This is a genomic window from Ligilactobacillus saerimneri (assembly GCF_036689625.1).
Taxonomy (GTDB): domain Bacteria; phylum Bacillota; class Bacilli; order Lactobacillales; family Lactobacillaceae; genus Ligilactobacillus; species Ligilactobacillus saerimneri.
On the sequence record NZ_CP144759.1, the window covers coordinates 1,063,832 to 1,090,000 of the forward strand.

Genomic DNA, 26,169 nt, shown 5'->3' on the forward strand with positions numbered 1-26,169 from the left:
ACATTAACAACCACACGCCTTACAGAGTGAGCTTAGGCCGCTTTACCAACATTGATGATCAGCGTCCGAACAGTTTCGCCATTTCCCTGCTTCTTGTAGTTGAATTCTTGTCCGTTAATTGTCAAACTCGTTGCTTTAGAATTCCCAATCGAAAGCTTGATTTTAGTAGCGTCGGCTGGAACTGTCACGGTATGGGTGCTCCCGCTGGTCAATGTTCCTTGCCAAACCTGTGTCCCATCAACAGTAACCGCATTCCATGCAGCTCCGTTAGTTGCTTTCAATGTGATCTTATTCTTTTTAGCCCCGTTCTTTAATTGGTAAGTGTAAGTTGTACCACTAATATAAGTGATCTTTTGCTTACGACTTGTAACAGCAGATTTAGCCGCCTTGGATGAACTCTTTTTCTTCTTAGGAGTTGTTGAACCATCGCTTGTTTTTTCAACCTTGGCGGATGAAACATCAATTGGCTGATCCGCATTTTTTTGGTGATTCCCCCAAGCAACGATATAAATCGAACCCAAAATAGCGATGACAACCGCCACGATAATGATAGTTGGTAAGTATGATAAAAAGCGTTCCAATTTCGATGGCTGAGATGTCTTTTGTTTTTCCCGCAAAATTGCTGTCCTAGTCACTGCTTCATTTTGCTTTACTGGTTCAGTTGGTGCTCCTTGACCTAATTCAGCATTGAGTTCAGCCAATAACTCCTGGGGATTTAAATCAACCGTTTCTGCGTATTGCCGCACAAATGCTTTGATGTAAAATGCTCCCGGTAAAGCTTCAAATCTCCCCTCTTCAATTGCAATTAAATACCGTTTTTGAATCTTAGTAATTTGTTGTAAATCATCGAGGGTATAGCCCTTCTCTACCCGCGCATTCTTTAGTTTTTCACCAATTTCACTCATTGAATTTACACTCCGTTTAAATTTCAATCTCTAATAAAATAATCTGTTTTAAAGTATATCACACAGACCAGCAAAGATTAATATGGATTAAGCTTATCTTAACCATCCTCCGGTAACGTAGATTGTTTCCCCAGTTAAGTATTGGGCTGCCGGGTCCAAAAGGACCTTAACCCAGTAGCTGATTTCGTTAGGATCTGCAAATCGCCCGGCCGGAATCTCTTCTGTCACGGCTGCTTTTTCCGCACCGGTAAAAATATCATTCATCGGCGTAGCCACTGCTCCAGGGGCAACCACGTTTACTGTAATTCCTGTCGATGCGACCTCCTGGGCATACGCCTTAGCAAAGGCAGACAATGCTCCTTTGACTGTGCTATACCCTACTTCCATTGGGCTGCCAGCACCACCATATACCGAACCCAAGAAAACGATCCGGCCGTGAGATGATCGTGCTAACTTGTCCTCAAACTCCTGGACCAAGCGCAGTGGGGTTACCACTTGCATCTGTAACATCGTCTGCAATTTTACTAAAGGCAAGTCCTTAAATAAGCTATAATGCGTTGTTCCTTGTGCAAAAACCAATGCATCTAGAGCAAAAATGTTGCTTGTCAAAGCCGACAAATTCGCTTCATCAGTCAGATCATATTGCACGGGGATAAATTCTTGTCCGGCATACTGGTGATTAAATTGGTCGACCATTTGCTGAATTGTTTCTTCATGCTGGTGATAGTGCAAATATAATGACCAGCCGTCAGCTGCTAAAGTCGTTGCAATTTGCTGACCAATCCCTCCTGATGCACCAATTATCAATGCCCATTTTGTCATTTCTCTATCTCCTTACTGTGGCACAACCTGGTTGATTGTTAGATTATCAAAGTCGATTATCTTAGTGGCAGCAAGAACATCCGCTAAAGTTACTTCCTGAACCAACGGTACTAAGTCAAAAATCGTAGCATAGCCAAACAACGGTCCTTCATACCGGTTAGCAATTGCTTCCAAAGAATTAATGCTCTTGATTGTCTGCCCCAGAAATTCTTTCTTAGCTAAGGCTAATTCCTCAGTAAGTTTGGCCACAGTCGTTGGAGCAGTTTGCAAAATTTCCTTAATCGCTGCTACAAATGCTTCTGGTTGCCGAGTATTGCCATCAACCAATATGAAATAAAAGCCCCGTTCCACTTGCAGCTCATAATCAAAGCTGTCATCCACTATCCCTTGGTCGTACAACTCTTGGTATGTTGGGGAGGTTTCCGCAAATAAGAGGTGTAATAACAATTCCAATGCAACCTTCTTCTTTAACCCCTCCCGATTTATCGGTAACGCCTCTGTACCCCGGATTCCGAGCATAACTTTTGGCACCTTAACTGCCAAAGGAACCACTGTTTGAGGTACAACTGGTTGTGCAAGGGGCGCAAAGAACCGTTGGGGCACAACTTTTTCAGGGAAAGTTTTTTGTGCTTGGTTTTGCTTGATCACTGCCAAAAGTTCATCCGGCACAAAGTTACCAATTACAAACAAGTTCATATTACTTGGCTGGTAAAAATATCGATGACATGTATAAAGATCCTGGGCTGTAATCTGTGCAATACTACTTGCACTGCCTGCAATATCCAAACTTAACTGGGAACCTGGATAAAGGTTCGCCATTGTTTTTTGATACAGCTGCCATGAAGGATCATCATCATACATCTTTATTTCTTGTTCAATAATGCCCTTTTCTTTTGCCACTGTTTGTTCCGTAAAGTACGGTGTCTGCACAAAGTCCAATAATACGTTCATACATTCGTCCAGGTGACTTGTAGTAGCAAATAAATAACTTGTCCGCGTATAACTAGTGAAGGCATTGGCATCAGCACCGTATTTCCCAAAAAGATCAAATGCATCATGATCCTTTTTTTCGAAAAGTTTATGCTCTAAAAAATGTGCAATTCCTGCCGGAACCGTTATCTTTTCCCCTTGTTCAGTGGTAAACGTGTCATCAATCGAACCAAAGTCGACTGTCAAAATAGCATATGTTTTATGGAAATTAGGACGCGCAATCATGTTCACCAATAAACCGTTGGCTAAACGCTCTGTTTGCATTCTTTCCGCAAACAATGGGTATAATGTTTCTTGCATGCTAGTGTCCTCCTTCTAAACAATATACTAATTGCAGCGACGCCCGCTGCGCTATGGTTACGATATCATCCTTAGTGATATTCTTGATCCGCTGGCACCATTCTGCAGTTGAATACTGCCGCCCTAGGAAGTTCCCGATCAGGGCCCGGGTACCTAAAGTCGCTTGGGTATCTTCCCGACTAATCCGTTCATTAATAAGGCTTTTCTTTATATTCTCCACAGTTGCCATTGTGAAGTCCCCCTGTTGGAGGGCCGCTAATTGCGCAGCCACCAAATATTTTACCTTTTCTTTATTGGCAGTTTCTATTCCCGTTTGGACCCACAAAACATTCCGTAAAACATCAAAATTACTGCTAGCATAATATGCCATACTGCTTTTTTCCCGAACGTTCATAAATAATTTTGATTGAGGATCGCCCCCAAATAAAGCATTGAATACAATAGCGGCAAAAAAATCATTACTGTTAAGATCCAATGGCAAATGATACATAAAATTCAACTTGGTCTGCTGTAACTGCTGCTTGACTGTCACTTTTCGGACTGATCCTTGTGCTGGTTGATCATACTGGATCGTACTATCTATCTTGGTTCGAGGACCCAGGGGCAATGTCGCTACCAACCCCATAATTGTCGCTGGGTCAACATCTCCCGTCACAATAATATTGACCTGGTCCTTGGTAACCATCGTACGATAGGCCTGGTACAGGTCTTGGTTGGTTACATCTTTCAGTGTTACTGGTGTCCCAAACTGTGGTACTTTTTGGCTAGGATCATCAAAGTAGTGCGACCGCAACCCGTATAAGGCCATTAACCGGGGGTCTTCATCTACTGATTCCATATACGTCGCCAAGTTGCTTTTTTGCAACTTAAAGGTATCCTCATCAAAAGCCCCTTCCTTAACTAGGGGGTGAAAAATCATTTCTTTTAAAAACATCACTGCTTCCTGTACTAAATCTGTATCAGTCTGCAAATATTTATCATGCACTACTCCCGCAACAAAACTTAAACTGTGGGTCCGTCCGCGGCGGTTGATTGTCGTTCCAAAGCTTGTCCCATACATCTGGGATAGCTTCTGAGCAACGGCTTTTTGAGTAGGCCACTTTTGACTACTTGTTTCAAGCATGTATGCCAGTAACGACCGGGTCGTTAAATAATTTGCATCAGGAATAACTCCCGTAAATGAAACAATGATTTGTGTTGTTGTGAACTGCTTTGTAGGAATAACCGTTAGTGTTACTCCTGGATAAATTTCTTTTTCCAAGCAATTTCCTCCCTAACTTTCCTCTTTTGGCTTTATTATATTCTTTTATTAACAATTTAAAATACAAAAAGCGCGCCAATCTTAGGTGCGCTCATTAGCCTTATTCATTTTGATCCGGCTTAACATATACTTGCCGTGGCTTGCTTCCATCAGCTGGGCCAATTAGCCCCGCTGCTTCTAGTTGATCAACGATCCGGGCTGCACGGTTATAGCCAATCTTAAACCGGCGTTGCAATAATGATATGCTGCACTTCTGTTGCTGCTGAATAAACGTTACCACTTCATCAAAAAGTGCATCCCGTTCTTCAGCCTCATTCTCATCAGCAAGTTCATTATCTGTTACCAAGAGTGTCTCATCATAATCTGCTTGGGCTTGCTTCTTGATGAAGTCAACTACATTCTTGACATCATCATCTGTAACAAATGCCCCCTGAACCCGGGTCGGTTTGTTCTGTCCCATTGGCAGGTACAACATGTCCCCCCGGCCTAGGAGTTTTTCTGCACCAGATTGGTCAATAATTGTACGCGAGTCAGTATTGCTGGAGACAGCAAAAGCCATCCGTGATGGCACATTGGCCTTGATCAAACCAGTAATGACATCCACTGAGGGACGCTGGGTAGCAAGAATCAAATGGATCCCTGCGGCCCGCCCCATCTGTGCAATACGAATAATCGCCGCTTCGACTTCACTCGCTGCTACCATCATCAGGTCTGATAGTTCGTCCAAGACACAAACAATATATGGCATCAACGGTTCAGCCGTGCCCTGCTCCTGGCTTTGTCGCATAATCATTTCATTATATGTTTCAATTTTCCGCTGCCCCGTATTAGCAAACTGCTCATAACGATCTTCCATTACCTTGACCAGCTTATGCAGAGCTTTAGCCGCCTTTTGTGGTTCAGTTACAACTGGCGTTAGCAGGTGAGGGATATCATTATAAATCCCCAATTCAACTTTTTTAGGATCGACTAAAACGAGCTTGACTTCAGTGGGTAGGTTATTAATCAGTAAACTAGTGATGATATCATTAATCGCTACTGACTTCCCACTCCCCGTCGAACCAGCAATCAGCAGGTGGGGCATCTTAGCCAGGTCAGCTGTGATTAATTTGCCCGCAATATCGCGTCCAATGGGCACTTCCAGTGGTTGGTGGGACATTTTTTGCTCCTCACTAATAACATCTTTAAATGCTACCGGTGCCACTTTTTGATTGGGAACTTCGATCCCAATCAAAGCCTTTCCTGGAATTGGTGCCTCAATCCGGATATCTTTAGCAGCTAGAGCCAAGGCTAAATCATTAGTCAAATTAACTATTTTGCTCACTTTAACCCCAATGGCGGGATGTAACTCGTATTTCGTAACTGAAGGTCCCAAAATAGTATTTTTTAGTTCAACATCAACGCCGAAACTCTCGAAGGTTTCCTTCAAGATCCGCTCGTTGCGCTTAATAACTTGTTTTTCTGCACTTTGATCAACTGTTGTCCCGTCCTGAAGCAAACTCAAAGGTGGCAACTGATAATCAGTGAGTGGTGTTCGGTAGCGTTGTTGCAACATTCGCTCTGCCCGTTTCTGATTTTCGTGATTGGCTTCATCGCTCTTAGGCGGCTGAACCTGATTCCACACGCTTGTCTGCTTTTCAGGTTCCCTATCGGTAATTACTTTTTCCCTAGGGGCCATGGCAGCCGGTGGTTGAACACCTGGCTCTTGGGGATCAGCTTGGATTTTTTCAGGGGTTTTTTCATTGCGGCGTTTGTCTGCTTGTTGCTTAAAGTTATGGAATACTTCTTTACCCTTTTGACCACCACGACTAGCCCATTTTCCGCTCCATCGGAAAACCTGCGCCAAAAAACGCCCCACTACTTCCAATGCCTGGCGGGAACTTATGTTAAAGGCAGTTAAAACGCCGAGGATGATAAGTAAACTCGCAATTATAAATGAACCCAACTGGGCCACCAAAAAATGTGTCCCAGTGTACAGGAAGGCTGCTACCATCCCCCCACCAACCGAATTACCTAGTGTATCAGCAATAATATCTTGAATTAGATACTGCCAATTAATGCTAATAAAATTAGCATGTAAATCCAACTGCTGGAAAAAATACGCTTCTTTAAATAAAAGACTTCCCCCTACTATGAGACTACTTGCCCACCATGTCCGCTTGCTCAGGTGGGGGTCACGGTCATTAAGGAGCAAATATCCTCCTAAAAGAACCACCAAAACTGCCAAAACTTGATAGAAATCGCCACTAACAATCCGCAATAAATTGTCAAATAGTCGTCCTAAATGGCCTAATTTTAGTAACCCCAGCACTCCTAAAAGAATAAAAATCAAGCCCTCAACTCGCCGGGAATGATCGGTCGAAGTAGCAGTTCTTCTTTTTTTTCTTTTTCTTTGCGGCATGAGTGCTTCCCCCTTTAGTCTCTTTTACTTAAGTTTATCATGCTCATAAGTATGCTGGGTTTCCAGCGCAGGAAATTGTTGTTGCCGTAAGGCTTCGTAGATCACAATAGCAGCCGAGTTGGATAGGTTTAACGCTCTGATGTTGTGATCATTTTGCGGAATACGGACACATTTTTCCGGATACCGCCGCATAAATTGTTCAGGTAAGCCTGTCGTTTCCTTGCCGAAAAGGAAATAGTGATCCTTAATTGTATCAGTATAGTCAACTTCAGTGTATGCTCGTTCAGCAAACTTAGAAACAATATACAGATTATTCAGATCTGGAATAGAATCAATGAATTCCCGCAGGTTTTTATGATAAGTAATCTTGACCTTATCCCAATAGTCTAAGCCAGCCCGCTTCATATGTTTGTCATCAGTCGAAAAACCTAATGGTTCAATTAGATGTAACTCCGTATTAGTTCCCGCACATGTCCGGGCAATATTTCCCGTATTAGCAGGCATCAATGGTTCAAATAGCGCAATATGATTTGTCACTGTTAACTTCCTCTCTGGTAAAATGTGCATAAAAAAAGCGTAACCATTCGGTGTGGGCACGGCGAACGGCTACGTTATGAAGTACAATCATCTAGTAACTAACGTTATTGACGATAATTACTAACAACCGATTTCTTAGAAACTATAATACCACAATTTTAGATAATTACAAGCCCTTTTGTTTTTTACCGTTCCACTGCAATATAGCGTCCCCGCACCAAACTGACAAGATCCTCACGTTTCATCCTAACCGACCGCCCGATTTTACCGGCTGATACTGAAATCTCAGAATATTCTTTAATTCGTTCATCAAAATAAATAGGAAAGCCTTTTTTAAAACTGATCCCAATTGGCGTATTAGCCCCATGAACATAACCGGTAATATTAATTAACTTTTTGTTATCAGCCAAATGAACTTGTTTCTTCCCCAATTCATGAGCGACTTTCTTTAAATCAATTTCATTTTGTAGTGGTAGGCATACTACTAAATAATCCTTGGGATCTTGATTAGCATTGAGAACAATCGTTTTTAACAAGCTTCTCGCTGGAACGCCCTGTTCCTCTGCTTCTGCTAAAGCGTCATTTCCACGATTGATCCAATCAAATGTATATTCTTGATACGCAATTCCATGTTGGTCTAAGATCCGCTCTTCATTAGTCTTTTTTAACTTCTTTTTCTTAGCCATCATGCTCCCCCTCTGTTAATTTATTATTAATTATAGTTTTATCATAATGTCTTATGCAAATAAAAAGAGCCATCATAAAGCGGATTTACACCGGTTAAACCTGGAAAATTGCTTCATTGATATGGCTCTTTGTTAGCTATACTTGATGATAGTTCCCTTTTTGATCTGAGGTAACTTATATGGTTCCAAGTAAATAGCGTTTTGCTGTGGGTTTTCTGGTACATCTTTAAAGTTCAAAGTAGCATGGCCAATCATCAAGATATTACTCTTTACTAGCTCGCCAACATACTTTACTGTGTATTCTTGATCATCAAACTTGATCTTGTTGCCAACAGCAATATCATAATTCTCTGGTAAAAGCCCTGAGAATCGTTGAATAACCGAAACCTTCCGTAATTGATCGGACGCAGTTTCGTCAAATAAGATCAGTAGCGGATCATCTGCCGAAATTGCTTCTGATCCAATTGACATCACTTGCGATTCAAGCATCATTTTCCCTCCTTACCATTAATTTTTATATTCATTTTACCATAGTTCCCGCCGTGGTTGTACCAGCAAACTTAATCCCACCAGGAGAAAGAAAGTTCGCCAACTATAATGTGCTATACTGAGAATAAATTAATTTCTAGCTTTATTCTGTGAAAGGATGATATTTATGGAAGAAAAAATCCTTTTTGGAACCTATACCAGTAAGGCAAGTAAGGGGATTTACAGTGGAACGCTTGACCCAGTAACCACCAAAGTACATGACATCAAGAATATTGCTACCCTAGATAACCCTACTTATCTTACAACTGACGACAATGGGGGCCTATATTCGATTATTAAGCAGGGAAATGAAGCAGGTGTAGCCAGTTACGTTTATGATGCTAACTCTGGGACAGCTCAATTAAAGTCCACCGTTCTAGCTTCTGGCCCAGCCCCATGCTATGTTGCTTATGATGCTACTAAGCACCTCCTGTTTTCTGCTAATTACCATACCGCTGACATCAAGTTATACCGGGTAGCAGCAGACCATACTTTGACCCTCTGTGATACTTTACATCGTTGCGGTCATGGCCCCCGTCCAGAACAGCAAAGCGCACACCTGCACTACGTTGATCTGGCTCCTGACGGCAATTTAATTGCTGTTGATCTTGGTTCTGACCAGCTGCTGACACTTCATGTTGCAGATGATCGCCTTATTTTGGACCATGTTACTGACCTTCCTGCTGGGTTTGGTCCGCGACATATTGTTTTCAAAGACGAAGCCACCGCTTATGTAGTTGGGGAATTAAGCAGTCAAGTCGCTTTGCTTCATTATTCCAACGGACGCTTTACTATCGTGGCAACTTATGCCACTATTCCTGCCTCTTGGCAGGCTCATAATGGGGCAGCAGCGATTCGCATATCAGCTGATAAAAAATTCCTCTATGTTTCCAACCGTGGTTACAATTCGATTGCTGTTTTTGCAATCACTGCCAATAATCAGTTACACTTAATCCAAAATGCTAACACTGCTGGGGACTTTCCGCGGGACTTTGCCCTCGATTCAACCGGCAAGTTTCTCTTAGTAGCCCACCAAAATTCTGACAACCTTACCCTTTTCCGGCGCGATCCTGCTACTGGTTTGTTACGCCAACGCCTCTGGCACGACACAACTTTACCGCAAGGGGTATGTGTTCACTTTATTGGAGGAAATAATTAATGTTAATTAAAAATAAAGTTGTTACTAACTTTGCTGCTGTAACTGCTGCTCTCAATGCCGGTTACACCCACTTAACTATCGCTAGCGCAACTTCGCCACTGACAACCCCTAGTCATGGTTTTATTGCTGAAACGGTACGCTATGCCCATGAACATGGTGCTGCGGTTGATGTTCTCATCGCCGCTCCCAAGCCTGACTATATCTACAATGACAGTGAAATTAAAATCATGGAAGCTGATATTTTCACTGTGCAGTCATTAGGTGCAGATGGAGTAATTATCAATGCACTAACTGACAAAGGCGGTTTAGACAGCTCAAGTTTAGTGCAGTTGATAGCAGCTGCGGGCGGAATGCAAGTTAGCTTAGGCTGGAGCATTGATCAGTTAGCTCCAAGTCAAGTAACCGCTGCAATTAAATGGGCCCATGATCAGCAACTTGATCACATTTACTCGACGCAACATGATCTTTCTGATTCCCTGGTGGTGCCTGTTGTTGCTTCAGATGCAGCTGATCTTTCCGATCAGCACCGGTTTATTTTAGAACTGTAATTTAGGATCTGGGGAATAGCACTGATTTATTAGTTTCTCTAATTTTTATCATTCTGACTTAGGCGTTAACTGCTTTGCGCCTAAGTTTTTTTATTTTGCAGCCACAAGTTGCATGCATAATTTTCTCAATTAGTCCTGTGGCCAATTTCACCCGGCATATAGTTTTATATGGCGGGTGTTTATGTATTCTCATATATTGACAAGAAAAAAAGAGGCCATTCAGCCTCCTTTTTCACTAATTATTATTGCTGCGTTCTAGTTGCTTTAAGTAACCGGGCGATATTCTCTGCAGTTTGGGCAATATCATGTTTACCATCAGCAATCGCCTGATCTAGATCTTTAACCCCGGCTGGAGTAGCAAAAATAGCGTCCATTGCTGCACTTCCATACAACGAATCAATATTCTCCCCAACATTTCCTGCCAAGACAATTACCGGCGCTGTTGGCGTTACTTCTTTAGTTGCTTTAGCTACGCCAAAAGGTGTCTTACCAAACTTAGTTTGAAAATCAATGCCACCTTCACCAGTAAAGACAAAATCTACTCCTTGAGCTTGTTGCTTTAGGTGGGTAAACTCAATCACTAAATCGATTCCGCGTGCCATTTGTGCCTGGGTAAAGGCTAAAAGTCCCATTCCCAAACCACCAGCAGCTCCGGCACCAGCTGTGTGCTCAAGGTCTTTCCCCAAATCACGTTTAACAATATTTGCGTAATGGTGCAGGTTATGGTCTAAAACAGCCACATCAGCTGCACTGGCACCTTTTTGGGGACCAAATACTGCCGCTGCTCCGTTTTCTCCTGTTAAGGGATTGGTTACATCCGAAGCAATTAGAATAGTTGTTTCTTGCAGGCGGGGATCAGCTTCTTGGCTTTCAATGTGATCAAGACGGTTCAAAGCCCCACCACCAAAGGTTAGTTCTTGATTATTTTTATCTTGCAAACGAAAGCCTAATGCTTGTGCCATGCCTGCACCACCATCATTAGTGGCCGAACCACCAATTCCCAAGATGATCTTTTTTATCCCTTGGTCTAGTGCGTCTAAGATTAATTCTCCGGTCCCATAGGTCGTTGTTACTAAAGGATTTTTCGTCTGTTCGTTCACATATTGAATGCCACTGGCCTGGGCCATCTCAATCACAGCCGTCTGTCCGTCACCTAAGATCCCATACTGAGCAGCAACTGTTGTGCCCAAGGGTCCTGTAACATGCTTAGTGAGCAAGCGTCCTGCTGTCGCATCAACCAGTGACTGAACTGTTCCTTCACCACCATCAGCCATCGGAACCAACCGGTATTCTGCTTGGGGATAAACCCGCTCGATACCTGCCTTGATTGCCTGTGCAACTTCCTTAGCAGTCAACGAACCCTTAAAAGAATCAGGTGCAATAAGAAATTTCATGTTAACCTCCTAAACTAAGTGCAAAAAGCCATATAAAAGCGTTGCAGTCAAACAAGCTGCTCCACCACATAACATTTCAAAAAGAATACCTTCTGACCGTTCTTTGATGTTCATATGCATTGCAGATCCGGTAACGTGGAAGTAATTCCCCTGTGGTAACTGGTCGATAACAATCGCCCCAGTATGAACCATTGCAGCGCCGGCCAAAGGACTGACACCAAAGCCCAAAATTGCCTTTGAAAATGAACCGGTGGCCAAAATAACCCCAGTAGAAGTGGAAGCAGCTGCCCCAGCCATCAAGATCCCAGACAACGGGGCTAATAAAGTTCCTGGAATATGGCTGACTTTAATTGCGGTTATCAGTAATTCAGGCAAAGTAGATTGGGTAATCGTGGCTCCAATAGCTCCAGCCCCGATCAAAATCATAACAACCGTTGTCATCTTAGCCACACCAGTAGCAGCATAATGCGATAAATAAGCTCCCTTTTTCATTGCCAAGGCGCCAATAACGGCAGCAAACGGCAAGACATAGGTGGCATCCAGATCAATTGTACTCATCCACCCAATGTGAAAAATCTGCCCTAGTGGATTAATCAGCAACAAAATAATGGCAATGATTGGTGTTACCAAGGAAGCCCATAAAGGCGGTAGACTCTCTAAGGCCTCCTGATCACTTTCATCCAGATCAGTATCCTTTACTGCTGGACCTCTACCTTTAAGGAAAGAAGCGACAATTACAGTAACAATAAGTGCTACTAAAGCGGGAATAAAATCTGCGATCATTACTTGACTAAGATTTAATCCAAAACCCTTAGCAGCAGCAATTGTATTGGCATTCGGTGATATGATATTTCCCGCTTTGCCACCACCTGAAAGGGCAACCAACAAAGCCAACTTAGAAATATGACTCCGGTGTCCGACTTCAAGTGCAATTGGCGCAACGATCAAAACTGCTACCGGAATAAATACCCCCACAGCAGTAATCACCATTGTGGCCAATGCAAGGGCAAATAGTGCCATTTTGTCCCCTAACTTTTTTACAATTGTCCGCGCTAATGTATTGGCAGCTCCCGACTCCATCATAACGCCGGCCAACATCCCCGCTGCCAGGACCCGGACAACGGTTCCCATGACACTTTGTGAACCTTTCACTAATACATCTACTGTTTGCGCTAAATTAGCGCCACCTAACAAGCAGCCAATGATCGCACCCAAAAAAAGAGCATATACTGCATTTAGTTTACGCAAAATCAAGATAATTGCGCTCGCAAGACCGATCAAGGCCCCCCACCACGAAATAATCACGTATTACATCTCCCTAGTAATGATAAATCAGTTTTTAGTATAGTAGTCTAACTTTGTGAAATCAATAACAAACTTTATTCATGCTTTGAATAATAAAAAAACCTTGTCCAGCCAGGTGGAACATCCGGCTGGACAAGGCTGGCTTAAGCTTATTCATTGTCCAACAAAAAAATTCAAGAATAAGCGCGCAATATTAAAGTAGATCAACACTGATGTTAAGTCACTAAGAGTTGAGATAAAGGGACCAGAAGCCACCGCTGGGTCAACCCCTATCTTGTCCATAAACATTGGAATAAAACTCCCCGCTAAGTTAGCGACGATAATTGCACACATCATGGCAAAACCGATCACAAATCCCAGCACAAAATTATGCTTCCAGATACCGACGATTATCATGATCACTGTGCCTGTAACCAAACCCAAAATCACGCCTGTGATCAATTCACCAAACAATTGGCGAAGCAACGACTTTTCGTCATCATCAAATGCTAAGCGGCGCACTGCCGTCGCCAAACTTTGGGTTCCAGCATTCCCAGCCGTCCCCGTAATTGATGACATGAAAACCGCCAAAATACTAGCTTGACTAACTAAGCTTTCATAATGTGAAATCAGACTAGTAGTCGACATCCCTAAGAGTAACAACGTAATCAGCCATGGCATCCGCTTAAAGGCAGCCCGCCACGGACTTTCATCTGGTTGCTCAACGTCAACCGCAGCCAACCCAGAGTAATCTTCCGCCGACTCTTCATCAATAACGTCAATGATATCATCGACGTTGATAATACCGATCATATGGTTGGCAAAATCAGTTACCGGGATAGCCAAGAAGTTATAGTCCCGAATTGTCCGAGCAACATCTTCCTGATCGTCTTCAACCTTTACCGACATTACTTGCCGGTTCATAATATCTTTAACCATAATGTGGTTTTCATTGCGGAGCATATCCCGCAAGGTCAAAATCCCCACTAAACGTTGCTCATCGTTGATAACATATACATAATAAATAGTTTCGGCATCTTTAGCCGCTACTTTAATTTCTTGCATTGCCTGCTCAACATTAAGCTCCTGCGAAATAGCGACAAATTCTGTCGACATGATCGAACCAGCTGTCTTATCCTCATAATGGAGTAATTTACGAATCTCAGCTGCTGTTTTAGCCGGTAATAACCGTAAGTAATTATTCAGATGTTCTTTATTGGCATAAGCCAAGATATCAACGACATTATCTGAATACATTTCATTAATTACCCCGGCCGCATATGTAGGAGTCATTTCATCAAAAAATGCCACCACTTTTTCAGGTTCTTCTTCAATCGCGTTGAACATATCCCCAACTTCTTCGGGGGTCAAGTACCGGTATAACCGTGTTCGTTCATCCCGGTCTAATTCAATAAATACCTGTGCTTGTTCATAAACGTGATAAGCCAAATAAGTTTCCCGAAACTTACGGGCTTTTTGAGCATCTAATAACGTTTTTATGGTTGTGATCTGCTCATGATTATTCAGTTGTTTTTCAACCATGAATAGTCACCTCTTCTATTTTAATTTCAGTAATTGTGCTAGTTCGCTTGGTAAAGGTGTATTGACTACCACCTGCTTATGGGAAAAAGGTTGCCAAAATTGTAAGTAATGACAGTGTAAGGCTTGACGCTCGAGGCCTACTCCTTGTGGCCCTCCGTACAGTCGATCACCAATCAACGGATGTCCCATAAAAGCAGCGTGGACCCTAATTTGATGTGTACGCCCCGTTTTCAAGTCAACCTCATATAGGCTATTACCATTGCTTACTTTTAGCCGGGTAAAGTGGCTATATGCCAATTTGCCGTCAGAACGCACCTGGCGCTTGTATACATTATCTGGATCAGGACCAATTGGTTGAGCAACTACAAAATCCGTTTCCAAATCATCTCCAGCAATGATTGCATAGTAATGCTTGAGTAGTGTGTGGGCTGTTAGCTGCTGGGCAACAGCAGCATGAGCCAACCGGTGCTTAGCAAAAAGAACTAAGCCTGAAGTATCGCGGTCTAGGCGCGTTACAATGTGGGGAACAATTCCTTGCTGCTCATATCCACGAAGCAAGTAGTAACCCCACACCCTACTTACCAATGAATCATCCGGATGAACAGCTGAAGGAATTGAAGCCAAGTGGCCCGGTTTATTTACCACTAAAAAATCGCAATCTTCATAAACCACCTGTATTGGCACAAAAGATGGCACGATGTTAGTACTGATTTGTTCTGGGGGAAGAATCACATGAACCTGATCGCCAGCGAAAAGCTTATCAATTTTGCGGCTGGACTGACCATTAACTAAGATTGTCCCCTCGACATCATTACGAATTGTACTCAGTAAACGCCGGGAAAGTTGTTGTTCTTTGAGGAAAGTTTTCAACTTCATGGGGACTTCCCCTTGATATTCCCACTGCAAATCCATTATCTTTTACTCCCAATGAATGATTCCTGCACCCGGTCCCAAAAATCATTATGGCGGTATTTAGCAAACCGGATGCGGTGCTTGGATACCCGGTAAGAAATCTGGGCAATCTTTTTTTGGGGCAAGGTCATAGCGTCAACAGTTAAAAGAAACTCTGTTTCCTGTTCAGGAATGAATTTCACCGTATCATTAGGCGAAATAATCATCGGTGATCCCAAAGTTCGAAAAACCAAATTGTTTAAGGAACTAATCTCAGCCACCTGCATTACATCGAGGTCAGGATGAACTACTGCCCCACCCAACGACTTATTATAGGCAGTTGATCCCGTAGGAGTGGAAACACACAGCCCATCACCCCGAAATCTTTCAAAAAATTCTCCCCCGATATAAACATCCGTCACTAAGGTTGCACTCAATTTCTTTAAAGCCGACTCGTTTAAAGCCAAATATTCTCTACACTTCGCTGTATCAGCAAACTGTACCTTAACTTCTAACAGCGGATAGGTAACTGCTTGGTCATTGTCCGATAATAAACTAACCACTAGATCGTCTAGTTCATTGGCCTGCCAATCTGTATAGAAGCCTAAATGACCGGTATGGACACCAATAAATCGTATCCGATCAACTTGATCTTGATAATCATGGAAAGCCGAAAGCAACGTTCCGTCACCCCCAATAGAAATAACAATATCAGGGTATTGATCATCAACTCCGATCCCATTATCCCTTAATTTCTGCAAGAGCGTTTGCTTAATCACCTGTGTTTTAGCTAATTTATTTGCGACAATTGCTACTTTCATTGTCTTTCCTCCAAAACTGGTTTCATTTACCTACTGGAACAGGTGGGGATGCCCGCCTTTATTCTTCCGATGTTCAAACTCTTTTTGTGCCTTTTGAATCTCATCCCTAATATTGGACATTTCTGTGTCTAATAAAAACGTTGCCTCAGCACTTTTTTGCAACCGTTGCGCCAACTCATGCGGAAACTGTCCATGATATTTGTAGTTTAGTGAATGCTCAATAGTTGCCCAAAAATTCATCGCCATCGTCCGTACCTGAATTTCAGCCTTTACCACTTTGATGTCAGTTAGCGTCTGCACCGGATATTCAATGATAATGTGGTATGACCGGTAGCCGCTCGGTTTACGATTGGAAATATAGTCGCGTTCTTCCAAGATTTTAAAGTCCTGCCGCCGCCGAATTAATGCCACGACTTGGTATATATCCTCTACAAACTGACATACGATACGAACCCCGGCAATATCTTCCATATCCGGGTCTAGCCGTGATAACGGAATATTGCGTCGCTTCATCTTTTCCTCAATACTTGCCAGCGTTTTTACCCGTCCCGTTACTAATTCAATCGGCACGTGCTGACCCGTTTGGGCAAATTGTTCCTGATATTCCTGAAATTTGAAGATTAATTCATTAACAGCCTGACTATAAGGCTGAATAAACTGTATCCAGTTTTCCATCACACGCATAACCCTCATTTCGCCTCAATATACACTTTTTCAGTGTAACACAGATCAGAAGTATGCCAAAAGCAAACTCATTATTCTTGCAGGAAAAACATAATAATTGAAAAAAAATTTGTTTTTGATAAAGTAAGGATAGTTATATGTGAGGCGGAGGAGAAAAGTTGTTAGAAGTATATTTATTCGTTAATCCAATTGGAAAAATTTGCTATCAAGCTGAAAAGGACTTATTGGAGTTGGTCAGCCATACTTCACAAAAAATCCGGTTCCGTTTCATTACGTTAATGTCGCTCAAAACAATTGAAACTGTTATGTTGCGTCATCACTTGGCACTGGATAACTTAGAAGCACGTAATGACCTTTCCCAACAAATCTATCAGTCTGCTATTGATTACAAAGCAGCTTGTTTTCAGGGAAAAGAACGTGGTTGTCAATTTTTATTAAGCGTTCAAAAGCAAGTTGGGGTAGAGAAACAACCTTATAGCGATGCAGTAGCTAAAAAAGCAGCGGCGGTTGCTCACCTTGATTGGGAAATGTTTTCTCAAGATCGCAACTCACCGCTAGCAGTCGCGTCTTTCCATAAAGACCAAAAAGTAGCTGCCGAAATGAATGTCACTGATCATCCAACTATTGTTGTATGTGATCCTATTAATGATACCTGTGCTTTTTCTTTTCAAGGTACGGGTGCTATTAAGGCCCTTGCTACTTACTTAGCAGAAAAAGAAACCGGGACCGATTCAGTTGCAGGCACATTCCCATTACCCCACAATTAAGATAATTAAGAGAAGGTTATCCGCCTTCTCTTTTTTATTTGCTAATATTACAGAAATAATGTGGAAAATAACCGCAAGCCTAGAAGCTTGGGATATATGCAAACCAACCGCCTTATCACAAGGATATTTTACATCCATTTGTCGATTATTTTTTCTAAAATTTCTTTTTGTTTGATAAAAGGTTGTTGATATAGCTCTCTTTGGGCTACTTCTTCTGCCCCTAGATACCGTTGCAAGCGCCAAGCATACGACCAGCCAGCAAAAAAAGGTGGTTCATACTCCGTGGCTAGGAACTCGGGACCTAATCGTAGTAAGTTTTGTTGTCGTTGGTAACAAAGATTCTGTAACTTACGTACATGGCGTGATGGACACCGCCACGTGCGCTCTAGCTGATACAGTTGCCTTCTTCTTTGTTCAGGAGTAATTGGGAAAACAAATAATTCCTGTGGTTCATGCATGAACTGCTGCAGCTGCTCAAACGCCGAAGTGCGATAACAAAAATAACGTGGTGGCAAAAAATCAGCCATTTGAATATTATATAGCACTTCAAACTGTGCCCGCCCCACTTCTATATAGAGTAAATAATATCCTAGATGCTGGTGCCACCGGATAAATTGCGCAATCTGGGCTGTCAACTTGTGCTTTATTTGATAACGTCGCCCTAGTAGCCAACAGTATTGAAATCCATGTTGGTGGTAGCCCCTTGAACGCTGAATTAAACGTTTCGTGGCCAACGGTGAGCATTGATACTCTAGTGCCAACCGATAATCCTGGTCTTGATATAAAACATCTGGTCGCTGTGATAATTGCGGAAGAACAGCTTCAACGGTAGTATTCCCAGGCCACTGTTGTAGTTGCTTTACTAGTAACTGTTTACCTTGCAAATGTTCCTGTGTTTCGCCTTCGGTAAAAGTATGGCAGCTATGGCGATAATGGGCAAAGTGAGCGACTTTATGGGCTCCTTTGCGCAAGATTACTGGACTGTGGCAACCAGGACAAAGTAGATTCTTCTGGGAAGTTGCTTGATTGGCAGCAACTAATTGGTTAGTGTGTAAATCCAATGCGTATAGCATATCATCCTCTCCTATTCACTAGAAAAATACGTGGTTTTATAGGAAAGTAGACAGGAGCTTGAACTGATTACCAGAACTGACGTTATTCTGGTAAACAAAAAGCGAGAAGTGTAGTTTTTAACTACATTCCCGCTTCAATATTATTGACTATCCCGTTAAGACTTGTTTAGCCACTCTTGGCTATTTTTCTTCTAAAAAATAATATTTGCTCACTTGCAGTGCCGCTTTTTCCATAATAACCTTACCCCGCTCGTGCAATACTTCTGATCGCATCGAACTGGCTTGCCCGTATTCATGGGCCAATGCTAACAGATTTGCTTCTTCGCTCGTATCAGTTGTATCTGCAAGAACAACCAATTCTAAGTAGTAATTACCTTGATATAGATACAAGTTAGACACTAAATCATCTTTTTGCAACACATTGACTAACGCTAAGTAGTCATCAAAAGAGGCAAACTTGATAACGTATGAAGAATATTCACCGCCATCTTCAATATAGCCTGACACCCCATCACCATCATCCTCAAGACTCGTCCTGCGATCGTCACTTTCCATATCTTGACTGAGATCATTAAAGATATGCTCTTTCAAATAATCGGCAATATTAGGTGTCTTTTCCCCAGTATCTTCTTCAACCATGCCATTCATTGGCTGAGAATCTTGCGTTGGCTTCATAATTAGTAGTTCCAACCCATTCCGGTTGGGCATAACCTGAAAAGTCACCGCATCAGTGTCACTAAAGCTATGTTCCTTGTCAACTTCATCTAAAATGCTTCGAAAAAATTCTTCAATTTTTTCTTGGTTTCCAAGCAAATCGAGGACAGTAATTCCACGTTCAGTTAGATCTTGGTTTTCAAGCAAAACACGAATAGTATTTTCATTTATCTTCTTAACTTCCATAGTGGTGCCTGCCTTTGCTAGAGTATTCAGTTAATAATAACAAATAAAAAGTAAAAAGACCACTCTAACATGTGAGTAGCCTTTAACCGTAGATTTTAAAATCCAGCTAAGCGCTGTGCTTCTTGTAATTCCATCGCCCGCACTGTTCTTGGTAAGAAACGCCGAATTTCGTCTTCGTTATAACCTACCTGGAGGCGCTTTTCATCTAACATGATTGGACGTCGTAAAATACCAGGATTATTTTGAATTAAATCAAACAAATCCTTTAACGGTAATTCATCCAAGTCAATGTTCAACTTTTGGTAAGCTTTGGAACGTTGCGAGATGATTTCCTCAGTACCATCTTCCGTCATTTGCAAAATTTCTTTAATTTCATCCTTGGATAAGGGTTCAGCAAAAATATTTCTTTCCTGATAAGGAATATTATGTTCTTCTAACCATGCACGCGCCTTCCGGCATGACGTACAACTAGGTGATGTAAATAAAGTAACCATAAATATCACATTCCTTTATATATGTCAGCCTCACACATCCTACTTATATTTTACCTGTTTTTTTTCAGTAAAGATATAGGTAATTTATTAAATAAACAATAACTTTTTGACACCAATATGTTGCTTATGCCCCATTACAAAACAAGTACAACTAGCAGATACTCGTATTCACTTATTATCTTAGGAGCAATAATTTTATAACAACAAATTTACTAACACTATGTAAGTATCTTATCACATCACTTACTTTTTAACAATAGGTATTAAAAAAAGATTGGGCAAGCCCAATCTTTTTAATGTACTAGCTTATCCCAAATTACTACTTTACCAGTAGCTAAGGACTGTGGGACATCAATGATTCGTTGGTTAGAACTACCACGGAATTGCAGTGTTAAGTCTTTCAGATCTTCTTCAAATCTTCCGTCAACTAAAATATCCAGGTAGGACAATAACTCTAACTTATCTGCAGATTCCACCATCAATTCATCCCATTTATATCCTGTCCAAGACCAAATATCCTTACTATGCCCATATTCTTGGCGAATTCGTTTGACTAGGCGTAAACACACTTGCGTATTCAAAAATGGTTCTCCCCCTAGCAACGTTAACCCTTGCACATAGGATTCGCCTAGGTCACGTATGATTTGATCTTCTAATTTTTGCGTATACGGATGTCCATAATGAAAATTCTGAGCAACACGGTTGTAGCATCCCGGACATGCGAACTTGCATCCCGAAACATAAAGGCTGCACCGTACCCCCTCACCGTCAACAAAATTGAACGGCTTATAATCCGCAATCATCTGCTGGCTTAAATCAGACGCCAACCATTCTTGCGGCTGCGGATTGCGGGGCCCCCTTCGTTTTTTAGTCCGCCGTGGTTGTGCCTTTTCCTTTTTAGCTATAAATTGATTGGCCGAAACAAACTGGGTATCGCCACCGATACTAATTTTGATTTTCTTATCAGACATTATTCGACCATCCCATCTGCTAAGTTCTTCTCGCGCGCAGCGATTTCAACGTGGCGCCCATGAACCATTGGCCGTTGCAGTGGATTTCCTAAGTAACCACATGTTCTTTTGACGCAATCACAGGTCTTAGGGTCATGGTTACCACATTCTGGACACTCAAATCCTTTGGCAGTCGCTTTAAATTCACCCTTAAAACCGCACTTAAAGCATTGATCTATTGGCGTATTGGTCCCTAAATACCCTACTTTATCATATGCCCAATCCCACACTGCTTCTAAAGCTTTAGGATTTTGCTTTAAATTAGGATATTCGCAGTAATGAATGAATCCGCCAGCAGCATAGTAGGGATAATCTTTTTCAAAATCTAACTTTTCAAATGGTGTAGGGTGTTTTCGCACATCATAGTGGAAACTGTTTGTATAATATTCCTTAGCCGTAATATCCTTTATCTTGCCAAATTTAGCGGTATCTAGACGGCAAAAGCGGTCAGTTAAAGACTCACTTGGAGTGGAGTAAACACTAAAGTGATAACCATATTCTTGTGACCATTGTTTACACTTTGCAGCCAGGCGCTTAACAATCTCCAAGGTGAAATCATGAGCTTCCTTATTCTTTTCCCAAGTAGGACCAAAGAAATATGTTCCTACTTCATACAAGCCAATATACCCCAAAGAAACCGTTGCTCGTTCGTTCTCAAACAGTTTTTTAACACTTTCACCTGGCTTGAGACGCTGACCAAAAGCACCATATTGATACAAAATAGGCGCATTTTCTGGCTGAGCATCAAGAACTCGTTGGACTTTATAAACCAAAGCGTCTTCGGCTAATTCCATTCGCTCCTCAAAAATTTCCCAAAATTGTTCCATCTTGTGGTCACTTTCTAAAGCAATCCGAGGAAGATTAACCGTAACTACTCCCAGGTTCATCCGGCCCGAATTTACTTCTCGTCCCTGTTCATCCTTCCATCCTTGAAGGAAAGACCGACACCCCATAGGAGCTTTAAAGCTCCCTGTTATCTTCTTGATCGTGTCATACATCAAAACATCTGGATACATCCGCTTTGTTGCACATTCAACGGCTAGTTGCTTAATATCATAGTTAGGATCACCAGGCTGCAAATTTAAGCCCCGCTTTATAGTAAACACTAGCTTAGGGAAAATAGCTGTCCGTTTCTCACGACCCAATCCGGCAATTCTAATCCGTAAAATTGATTTTTGAATCTCCCGAGCAATCCAAGATGTTCCCAAACCAAACCCTAAAGTGGTAAATGGTGTTTGTCCTTGCGAGGAAAAGAGCGTGTTAATCTCATATTCTAATCCCTGCATTGCATCATAAATATCTTTTTTCGTCCGTTTCTTGGCAAAACGTTCTTGCTTAACCGGATCATCGATAAATTCAGCTGATTCCCGCAAATGTTTTTCATAATTGCGTAAGGCAAATGGTTCTAATACTTCATCGATTCGGTCAGCAGAGCACCCTCCATACTGACTAGATGCAACGTTAGCAATTATTTGCGCCATCTGTGCAGTCGCTGTCTGAATAGATTTAGGTGACTCGACTTCAGCATTACCAATCTTAAAACCATTGGTCAACATTTCTTTAAAATCAATCAAACAGCAGTTAGTCATTGGACTCCATGGCGTATAGTCCAAGTCGTGCCAATGGATATCCCCCCGTAAATGAGCCTTAGCAACGTGTTCAGGCATCATTTTTAAGCCTAAAGTTTTACCAACTGTCCCAGCCGTTAAATCTCTTTGGGTATTAAAAACGTTGCTATCTTTATTAGCATTTTCATGCACTAACGTTGGATCTTTTGACTGTAACCGTGCTAAGCGTTTTTCAGGATTGGTTTGAATTTCCCAGTCAGCTAATTGCTGGTGCCGCACTGTCAAATATTGGTCAGCTGCATCATTCAGTCCTTGTTCACGTAAAACCGCTAATAAGGTATGCCGAATCTCTGCAGTTGTTACTTGATCTTGTCCTGCCCAACTATCTGCCAACTGTGCCAGAATCAGCTCTTGATCACTAGTACTGATGTTCATCTGCTGTAAAATATGTATGATTTTGTATAATCCAAATGGCATCTGATAACCATCATTTTTTTTAACCTGCTTGGGAAAGGCAAATTTGACTGCTGTTCTGGTTTCCATTATTAGCGCCCCTTCGTTCTATATATCTATATATTGTGTATAAAACTGTCAAAAGCCACAACATGTCGTGTGGCAAACAACTATATTCTATACTGTCCCCTTGTTAAATACAATACCAATTATTTACCTCTATACATAAATCGTTATAACTTCGCGCATTTTCGACAAAAAATTAATTTAAGTTCATTAAAGTTGCTAGCGTTTTTATATCAGCTATAATGAAAATGTATACATTATAGAAAAGAGGGTCCAATTATGGAACATCATATTGACTTAAGTAAAATTGGTGAACAAACCAAACAAGGATTAACTGAAATGTTAAGCCAATCCAACTTTAAAGCCGGTGACATCTTTGTTCTAGGTATGAGCACTAGTGAAGTTCAAGGTAAACACATTGGTAAACACCCTAGTTTGGATGTTGCCCATACCATTGTTAACACAATTCACCATATTCTCAAACCTTTAGGCATTCATTTGGCTGTTCAAGGATGTGAACACTTGAACCGTGCGTTAGTAGTTGAACGTTCCGTGGCAGAAGCTAACAACTTAGAAATCGTTACGGTCTTCCCGCAAGTTCATGCTGGTGGCTCCGGTCAAATTGCTGCTTTCGAAGCATTTAAAGATCCTGTTGAAGTTGAACATATTGTTGCCGCTGGCGGAATGGACATCGGCGACACTTCCATCGGGATGCATGTCAAGTTTGTACAAATTCCTGTCCGCACTTCTATCACTGAAATTGGTGATGCCCATGTTACTTATCTCAAGTCTCGACCAAAATTAATCGGGGGAGCACGTGCTAAGTACGAATGGGATCCATTTGACACCAAGCATCCAGTTAACCAATACTACATGCACTAAGCATAAAATTTCGTAAATAAATTGCCCGATAATTATTAGACAAATTGCGCTAATGATTATCGGGCATTTTTATTAAGGTCATTTTAGAAATAAAAACCACGATGCTCAAAGTGTGGCCCACTGCTCCGTATCGACTAGAGATTCCTTACTGCAAAATACTTATTAAGCAATACAAAAAGCATGAATTTGGAAGCATACCAAATTCATGCTTGGGTAATTGATTCGCTAATTTTTCTAACTCTTTGTGCTTTACAAATTAACGGTTGATACATACTTTTTATCAGCGTGCACCATCACCGGTAAACATTATTTTAATCGTTTGCAAAGCAATTTTTATATCAAAACCAAATGAGTAATGCTCGATATAGTAATTATCCAGGTGGCACTTTTCATCTGGGGCAATATCATAGCCCCCGTTCACTTGAGCGTACCCTGTAATACCAGGGATGATCCGTAAACGTTGCGGAAATTCTGGCCATTGCTTGAAAAACTTCTCAGTCAATTCAGGACGTTCAGGGCGAGGACCAACTAAACTCATATCCCCCTTTAAAACATTCCAAAATTGTGGCAGTTCATCAATACGGGTTTTACGCATAAACTTACCAACAGGTGTTACCCGTGGGTCATCTTTTTGCGCCCAAACCGCGCCGGTTTTAGCCTCAGCATCGTTGCGCATCGAGCGTAGCTTTACCACATAGAAGTTCTTTCCCATATAACCAACCCGTTCTTGCTTGTAGAAGACAGGTCCTTTAGAAGTCAATTTAATGATTATTCCAAAGATAATAATAAACGGAATACTGATGATCATTCCAATTAGCCCAAATATAATGTCCCAGAATCTTTTCCAGACTAGTTTAGACTTAGGGATCGGTTCCCCAATATGTTTTAAATAATCATACTCAGTTTTCACATCATTCATTGCTTAATATACTCCCAATATTCTTCAAGACCTTTTTCTAGTCCCCACTGAGGCTTAAATCCTAACTCAGTTAACCGTGCCACATCAGCTAGTGATTCTGCAATGTCACCAGCCCGCCGATCCGCAAAAGTAATCTCAAGGTCTTTTCCTGCTACCCGTTCATATTGGCGGATAACATCTAACAAGGCCGTTTGATGGCCGTAACCAATGTTATAGACATCATTGCTCTCCTGCTTTTCACTAATAAAGATCAGTGCATTAACAATGTCCTTAACATAGATAAAATCACGTGTCTGACTTCCATCACCGTATAAGGTAAATCCTTCATCATCCAACAGACATTTTGTCACAATCGATAAAACACCTGAATAAGGTGAATTAGGATTTTGCCGTGGTCCAAAAACATTAAAGAACCGAACAGCCACCGTCTTTAAACCATATAACGTCCCATAATCAATCGTATAACGCTCTGCAGCATATTTGTCGATCGCATATGGAGTTAGAGGTTGCACCCGACTATCTTCGCGCTTGGGAAGTTCAGGATAATTTCCGTATACAGCCGCCGAAGATGTAAAAAGAAACTTCTTAGGATGTAAATCACGCACCCGTAAATATTCTAATGTATCTACAACTGATTCCAAGTTGACTTGGTGTGTCTCATAAGGACGCACTACCGAATCAGCTACACTCGATACAGCTGCTAAATAATAAATATAGTCAAAGTTTTCGTCTAAAATCTGATGCATAAAAGCATGGTCACAAACATCGTGTTCGTAAAATGTAATCTTGTCCCATACTTCAGTTAGATTGGCTTTAATCCCCATTGATAAATCGTCGATCACAGTTACTTGATAACCTTTATTAACCAATTCAATTACCAGATTGGACCCGATAAAGCCTGCACCACCAGTAACTAGTACCTTTGTCATTATTTACTCCTCTCTATACCCTATCATTGCCAATAATCAGTAATAGCAATATTGCTCTCTTTTGAATTATCAGTATAACCGTCTGTTAGAATAAAAATTCATGTTTCTTTAAGTATGAGCTTAAACTCGCCGCTAGAACTAACAGCTAGTAAAGAACAATAAGCAACAGGTATATGGTCGAGCTATAAACAAGGGAAGTTGTATTACTAACAAACTTCCCCCTCATACTTTTCAAGAACACCTTAAAATTTACTATTTATTCCTTATTATGTCAATACTTATCAGTGTTTCACTGCTATTACCAGACTAAAATAAAGTACTAATATGTAAAGGCTCAGTCTTTTAATATTATTAA

General features: G+C 41.5%; 25 protein-coding genes. 4 read left to right on the top strand and 21 right to left on the bottom strand.

Annotation, left to right across the window (positions count from 1 at the left end; all coding sequences use genetic code 11):
- Positions 1–32: 32 nt before the first annotated feature.
- From V3C97_RS05165 to V3C97_RS05200, 8 genes are all read right to left on the bottom strand, one after another.
- Positions 33–905: a helix-turn-helix domain-containing protein gene (locus V3C97_RS05165; RefSeq protein ID WP_027826663.1), complete on the bottom strand. Its 873-nt coding sequence runs from the start codon at positions 903–905 to the stop codon at positions 33–35.
- Positions 906–998: 93 nt separating this feature from the next.
- Positions 999–1,727, bottom strand: a complete 729-nt coding sequence (gene ymfI, locus V3C97_RS05170) for an elongation factor P 5-aminopentanone reductase (protein ID WP_338433926.1) — start codon at positions 1,725–1,727, stop codon at positions 999–1,001.
- A 12-nt stretch (positions 1,728–1,739) separates the two neighbouring features.
- Positions 1,740–3,017: an EF-P 5-aminopentanol modification-associated protein YfmH gene (yfmH, locus tag V3C97_RS05175; RefSeq protein WP_338433927.1), complete on the bottom strand. Its 1,278-nt coding sequence runs from the start codon at positions 3,015–3,017 to the stop codon at positions 1,740–1,742.
- A gap of 1 nt (position 3,018) precedes the next feature.
- Positions 3,019–4,278: an EF-P 5-aminopentanol modification-associated protein YfmF gene (gene yfmF, locus V3C97_RS05180; RefSeq protein WP_338433928.1), complete on the bottom strand. Its 1,260-nt coding sequence runs from the start codon at positions 4,276–4,278 to the stop codon at positions 3,019–3,021.
- Between the two features lie 100 nt (positions 4,279–4,378).
- Positions 4,379–6,679, bottom strand: a complete 2,301-nt coding sequence (locus tag V3C97_RS05185) for a DNA translocase FtsK (protein ID WP_338433929.1) — start codon at positions 6,677–6,679, stop codon at positions 4,379–4,381.
- A 24-nt stretch (positions 6,680–6,703) separates the two neighbouring features.
- On the bottom strand, positions 6,704–7,216 hold the full coding sequence (locus V3C97_RS05190) for a tRNA (cytidine(34)-2'-O)-methyltransferase (protein ID WP_338433930.1): 513 nt from the start codon (positions 7,214–7,216) through the stop codon (positions 6,704–6,706).
- A gap of 185 nt (positions 7,217–7,401) precedes the next feature.
- Positions 7,402–7,902, bottom strand: a complete 501-nt coding sequence (locus V3C97_RS05195; RefSeq protein ID WP_338434548.1) for an aminoacyl-tRNA deacylase — start codon at positions 7,900–7,902, stop codon at positions 7,402–7,404.
- 132 nt (positions 7,903–8,034) lie between these two features.
- The gene (locus tag V3C97_RS05200) at positions 8,035–8,391 is read right to left on the bottom strand and encodes a PTS glucitol/sorbitol transporter subunit IIA (protein ID WP_216542779.1); all 357 of its coding nucleotides are present in this window, start codon (positions 8,389–8,391) and stop codon (positions 8,035–8,037) included.
- 166 nt (positions 8,392–8,557) lie between these two features.
- Between V3C97_RS05200 and V3C97_RS05205 the strand changes: the two genes are divergently transcribed.
- Positions 8,558–9,589 (top strand): lactonase family protein, encoded by a 1,032-nt coding sequence (locus V3C97_RS05205; protein ID WP_338433931.1) that lies wholly within the window; start codon positions 8,558–8,560, stop codon positions 9,587–9,589.
- Positions 9,589–10,137: a copper homeostasis protein CutC gene (locus V3C97_RS05210; protein ID WP_338433932.1), complete on the top strand. Its 549-nt coding sequence runs from the start codon at positions 9,589–9,591 to the stop codon at positions 10,135–10,137. Before V3C97_RS05205 ends, V3C97_RS05210 begins: the two co-directional genes overlap by 1 nt.
- A 242-nt stretch (positions 10,138–10,379) precedes the next feature.
- Here V3C97_RS05210 and V3C97_RS05215 read toward each other — a convergent pair whose 3' ends face one another.
- From V3C97_RS05215 to V3C97_RS05240, 6 genes are all read right to left on the bottom strand, one after another.
- Entirely contained in the window at positions 10,380–11,531 is a 1,152-nt protein-coding gene (locus V3C97_RS05215; protein ID WP_338433933.1) for a glycerate kinase, read from the bottom strand.
- Between the two features lie 9 nt (positions 11,532–11,540).
- Positions 11,541–12,836: a GntP family permease gene (locus V3C97_RS05220; protein ID WP_338433934.1), complete on the bottom strand. Its 1,296-nt coding sequence runs from the start codon at positions 12,834–12,836 to the stop codon at positions 11,541–11,543.
- A gap of 153 nt (positions 12,837–12,989) precedes the next feature.
- On the bottom strand, positions 12,990–14,357 hold the full coding sequence (gene mgtE, locus V3C97_RS05225) for a magnesium transporter (protein WP_009553852.1): 1,368 nt from the start codon (positions 14,355–14,357) through the stop codon (positions 12,990–12,992).
- Positions 14,358–14,372: 15 nt separating this feature from the next.
- Positions 14,373–15,269, bottom strand: coding sequence for an RluA family pseudouridine synthase (locus tag V3C97_RS05230; RefSeq protein WP_338433935.1), 897 nt, complete (start codon positions 15,267–15,269; stop codon positions 14,373–14,375).
- Positions 15,269–16,069, bottom strand: coding sequence for an NAD kinase (locus V3C97_RS05235; RefSeq protein WP_009553854.1), 801 nt, complete (start codon positions 16,067–16,069; stop codon positions 15,269–15,271). Before V3C97_RS05235 ends, V3C97_RS05230 begins: the two co-directional genes overlap by 1 nt.
- Before the next feature lie 30 nt (positions 16,070–16,099).
- Positions 16,100–16,744 carry a GTP pyrophosphokinase gene (locus V3C97_RS05240; protein ID WP_009553855.1) on the bottom strand — a complete coding sequence of 215 codons (645 nt, stop codon included), beginning with the start codon at positions 16,742–16,744 and terminating at the stop codon, positions 16,100–16,102.
- Positions 16,745–16,911: 167 nt separating this feature from the next.
- On the opposite strand from V3C97_RS05240, the gene V3C97_RS05245 reads away from it, so the two are divergent.
- Positions 16,912–17,520: a DsbA family protein gene (locus V3C97_RS05245; RefSeq protein WP_009553856.1), complete on the top strand. Its 609-nt coding sequence runs from the start codon at positions 16,912–16,914 to the stop codon at positions 17,518–17,520.
- Between the two features lie 128 nt (positions 17,521–17,648).
- On the opposite strand, the gene V3C97_RS05250 is transcribed toward V3C97_RS05245, so the two are convergent.
- The 5 genes from V3C97_RS05250 to nrdD all read right to left on the bottom strand — a co-directional run bounded on the left by V3C97_RS05250 (position 17,649) and on the right by nrdD (position 23,108).
- Positions 17,649–18,593: a competence protein CoiA gene (locus V3C97_RS05250; protein WP_338433936.1), complete on the bottom strand. Its 945-nt coding sequence runs from the start codon at positions 18,591–18,593 to the stop codon at positions 17,649–17,651.
- 180 nt (positions 18,594–18,773) lie between these two features.
- On the bottom strand, positions 18,774–19,493 hold the full coding sequence (locus V3C97_RS05255) for an adaptor protein MecA (protein ID WP_027827180.1): 720 nt from the start codon (positions 19,491–19,493) through the stop codon (positions 18,774–18,776).
- A gap of 95 nt (positions 19,494–19,588) precedes the next feature.
- On the bottom strand, positions 19,589–19,987 hold the full coding sequence (gene spxA / locus V3C97_RS05260) for a transcriptional regulator SpxA (RefSeq protein ID WP_009553859.1): 399 nt from the start codon (positions 19,985–19,987) through the stop codon (positions 19,589–19,591).
- 293 nt (positions 19,988–20,280) lie between these two features.
- Positions 20,281–20,958, bottom strand: a complete 678-nt coding sequence (nrdG, locus tag V3C97_RS05265) for an anaerobic ribonucleoside-triphosphate reductase activating protein (RefSeq protein ID WP_422392848.1) — start codon at positions 20,956–20,958, stop codon at positions 20,281–20,283.
- Positions 20,958–23,108, bottom strand: coding sequence for an anaerobic ribonucleoside-triphosphate reductase (gene nrdD, locus V3C97_RS05270; RefSeq protein ID WP_338433937.1), 2,151 nt, complete (start codon positions 23,106–23,108; stop codon positions 20,958–20,960). Before nrdD ends, nrdG begins: the two co-directional genes overlap by 1 nt.
- A 255-nt stretch (positions 23,109–23,363) precedes the next feature.
- Between nrdD and V3C97_RS05275 the strand changes: the two genes are divergently transcribed.
- The gene (locus V3C97_RS05275) at positions 23,364–23,966 is read left to right on the top strand and encodes a TIGR01440 family protein (protein WP_338433938.1); all 603 of its coding nucleotides are present in this window, start codon (positions 23,364–23,366) and stop codon (positions 23,964–23,966) included.
- A 280-nt stretch (positions 23,967–24,246) separates the two neighbouring features.
- Here the strand turns inward: V3C97_RS05275 and V3C97_RS05280 are convergent, their stop codons facing one another.
- Both V3C97_RS05280 and V3C97_RS05285 read right to left on the bottom strand, forming a co-directional pair.
- A complete protein-coding gene (locus V3C97_RS05280; RefSeq protein WP_027827176.1) occupies positions 24,247–24,885 on the bottom strand; it encodes an exopolysaccharide biosynthesis polyprenyl glycosylphosphotransferase in 639 nt (212 codons plus the stop codon).
- Entirely contained in the window at positions 24,882–25,814 is a 933-nt protein-coding gene (locus tag V3C97_RS05285; RefSeq protein WP_027827175.1) for an NAD-dependent epimerase/dehydratase family protein, read from the bottom strand. Before V3C97_RS05285 ends, V3C97_RS05280 begins: the two co-directional genes overlap by 4 nt.
- Positions 25,815–26,169: the final 355 nt, after the last annotated feature.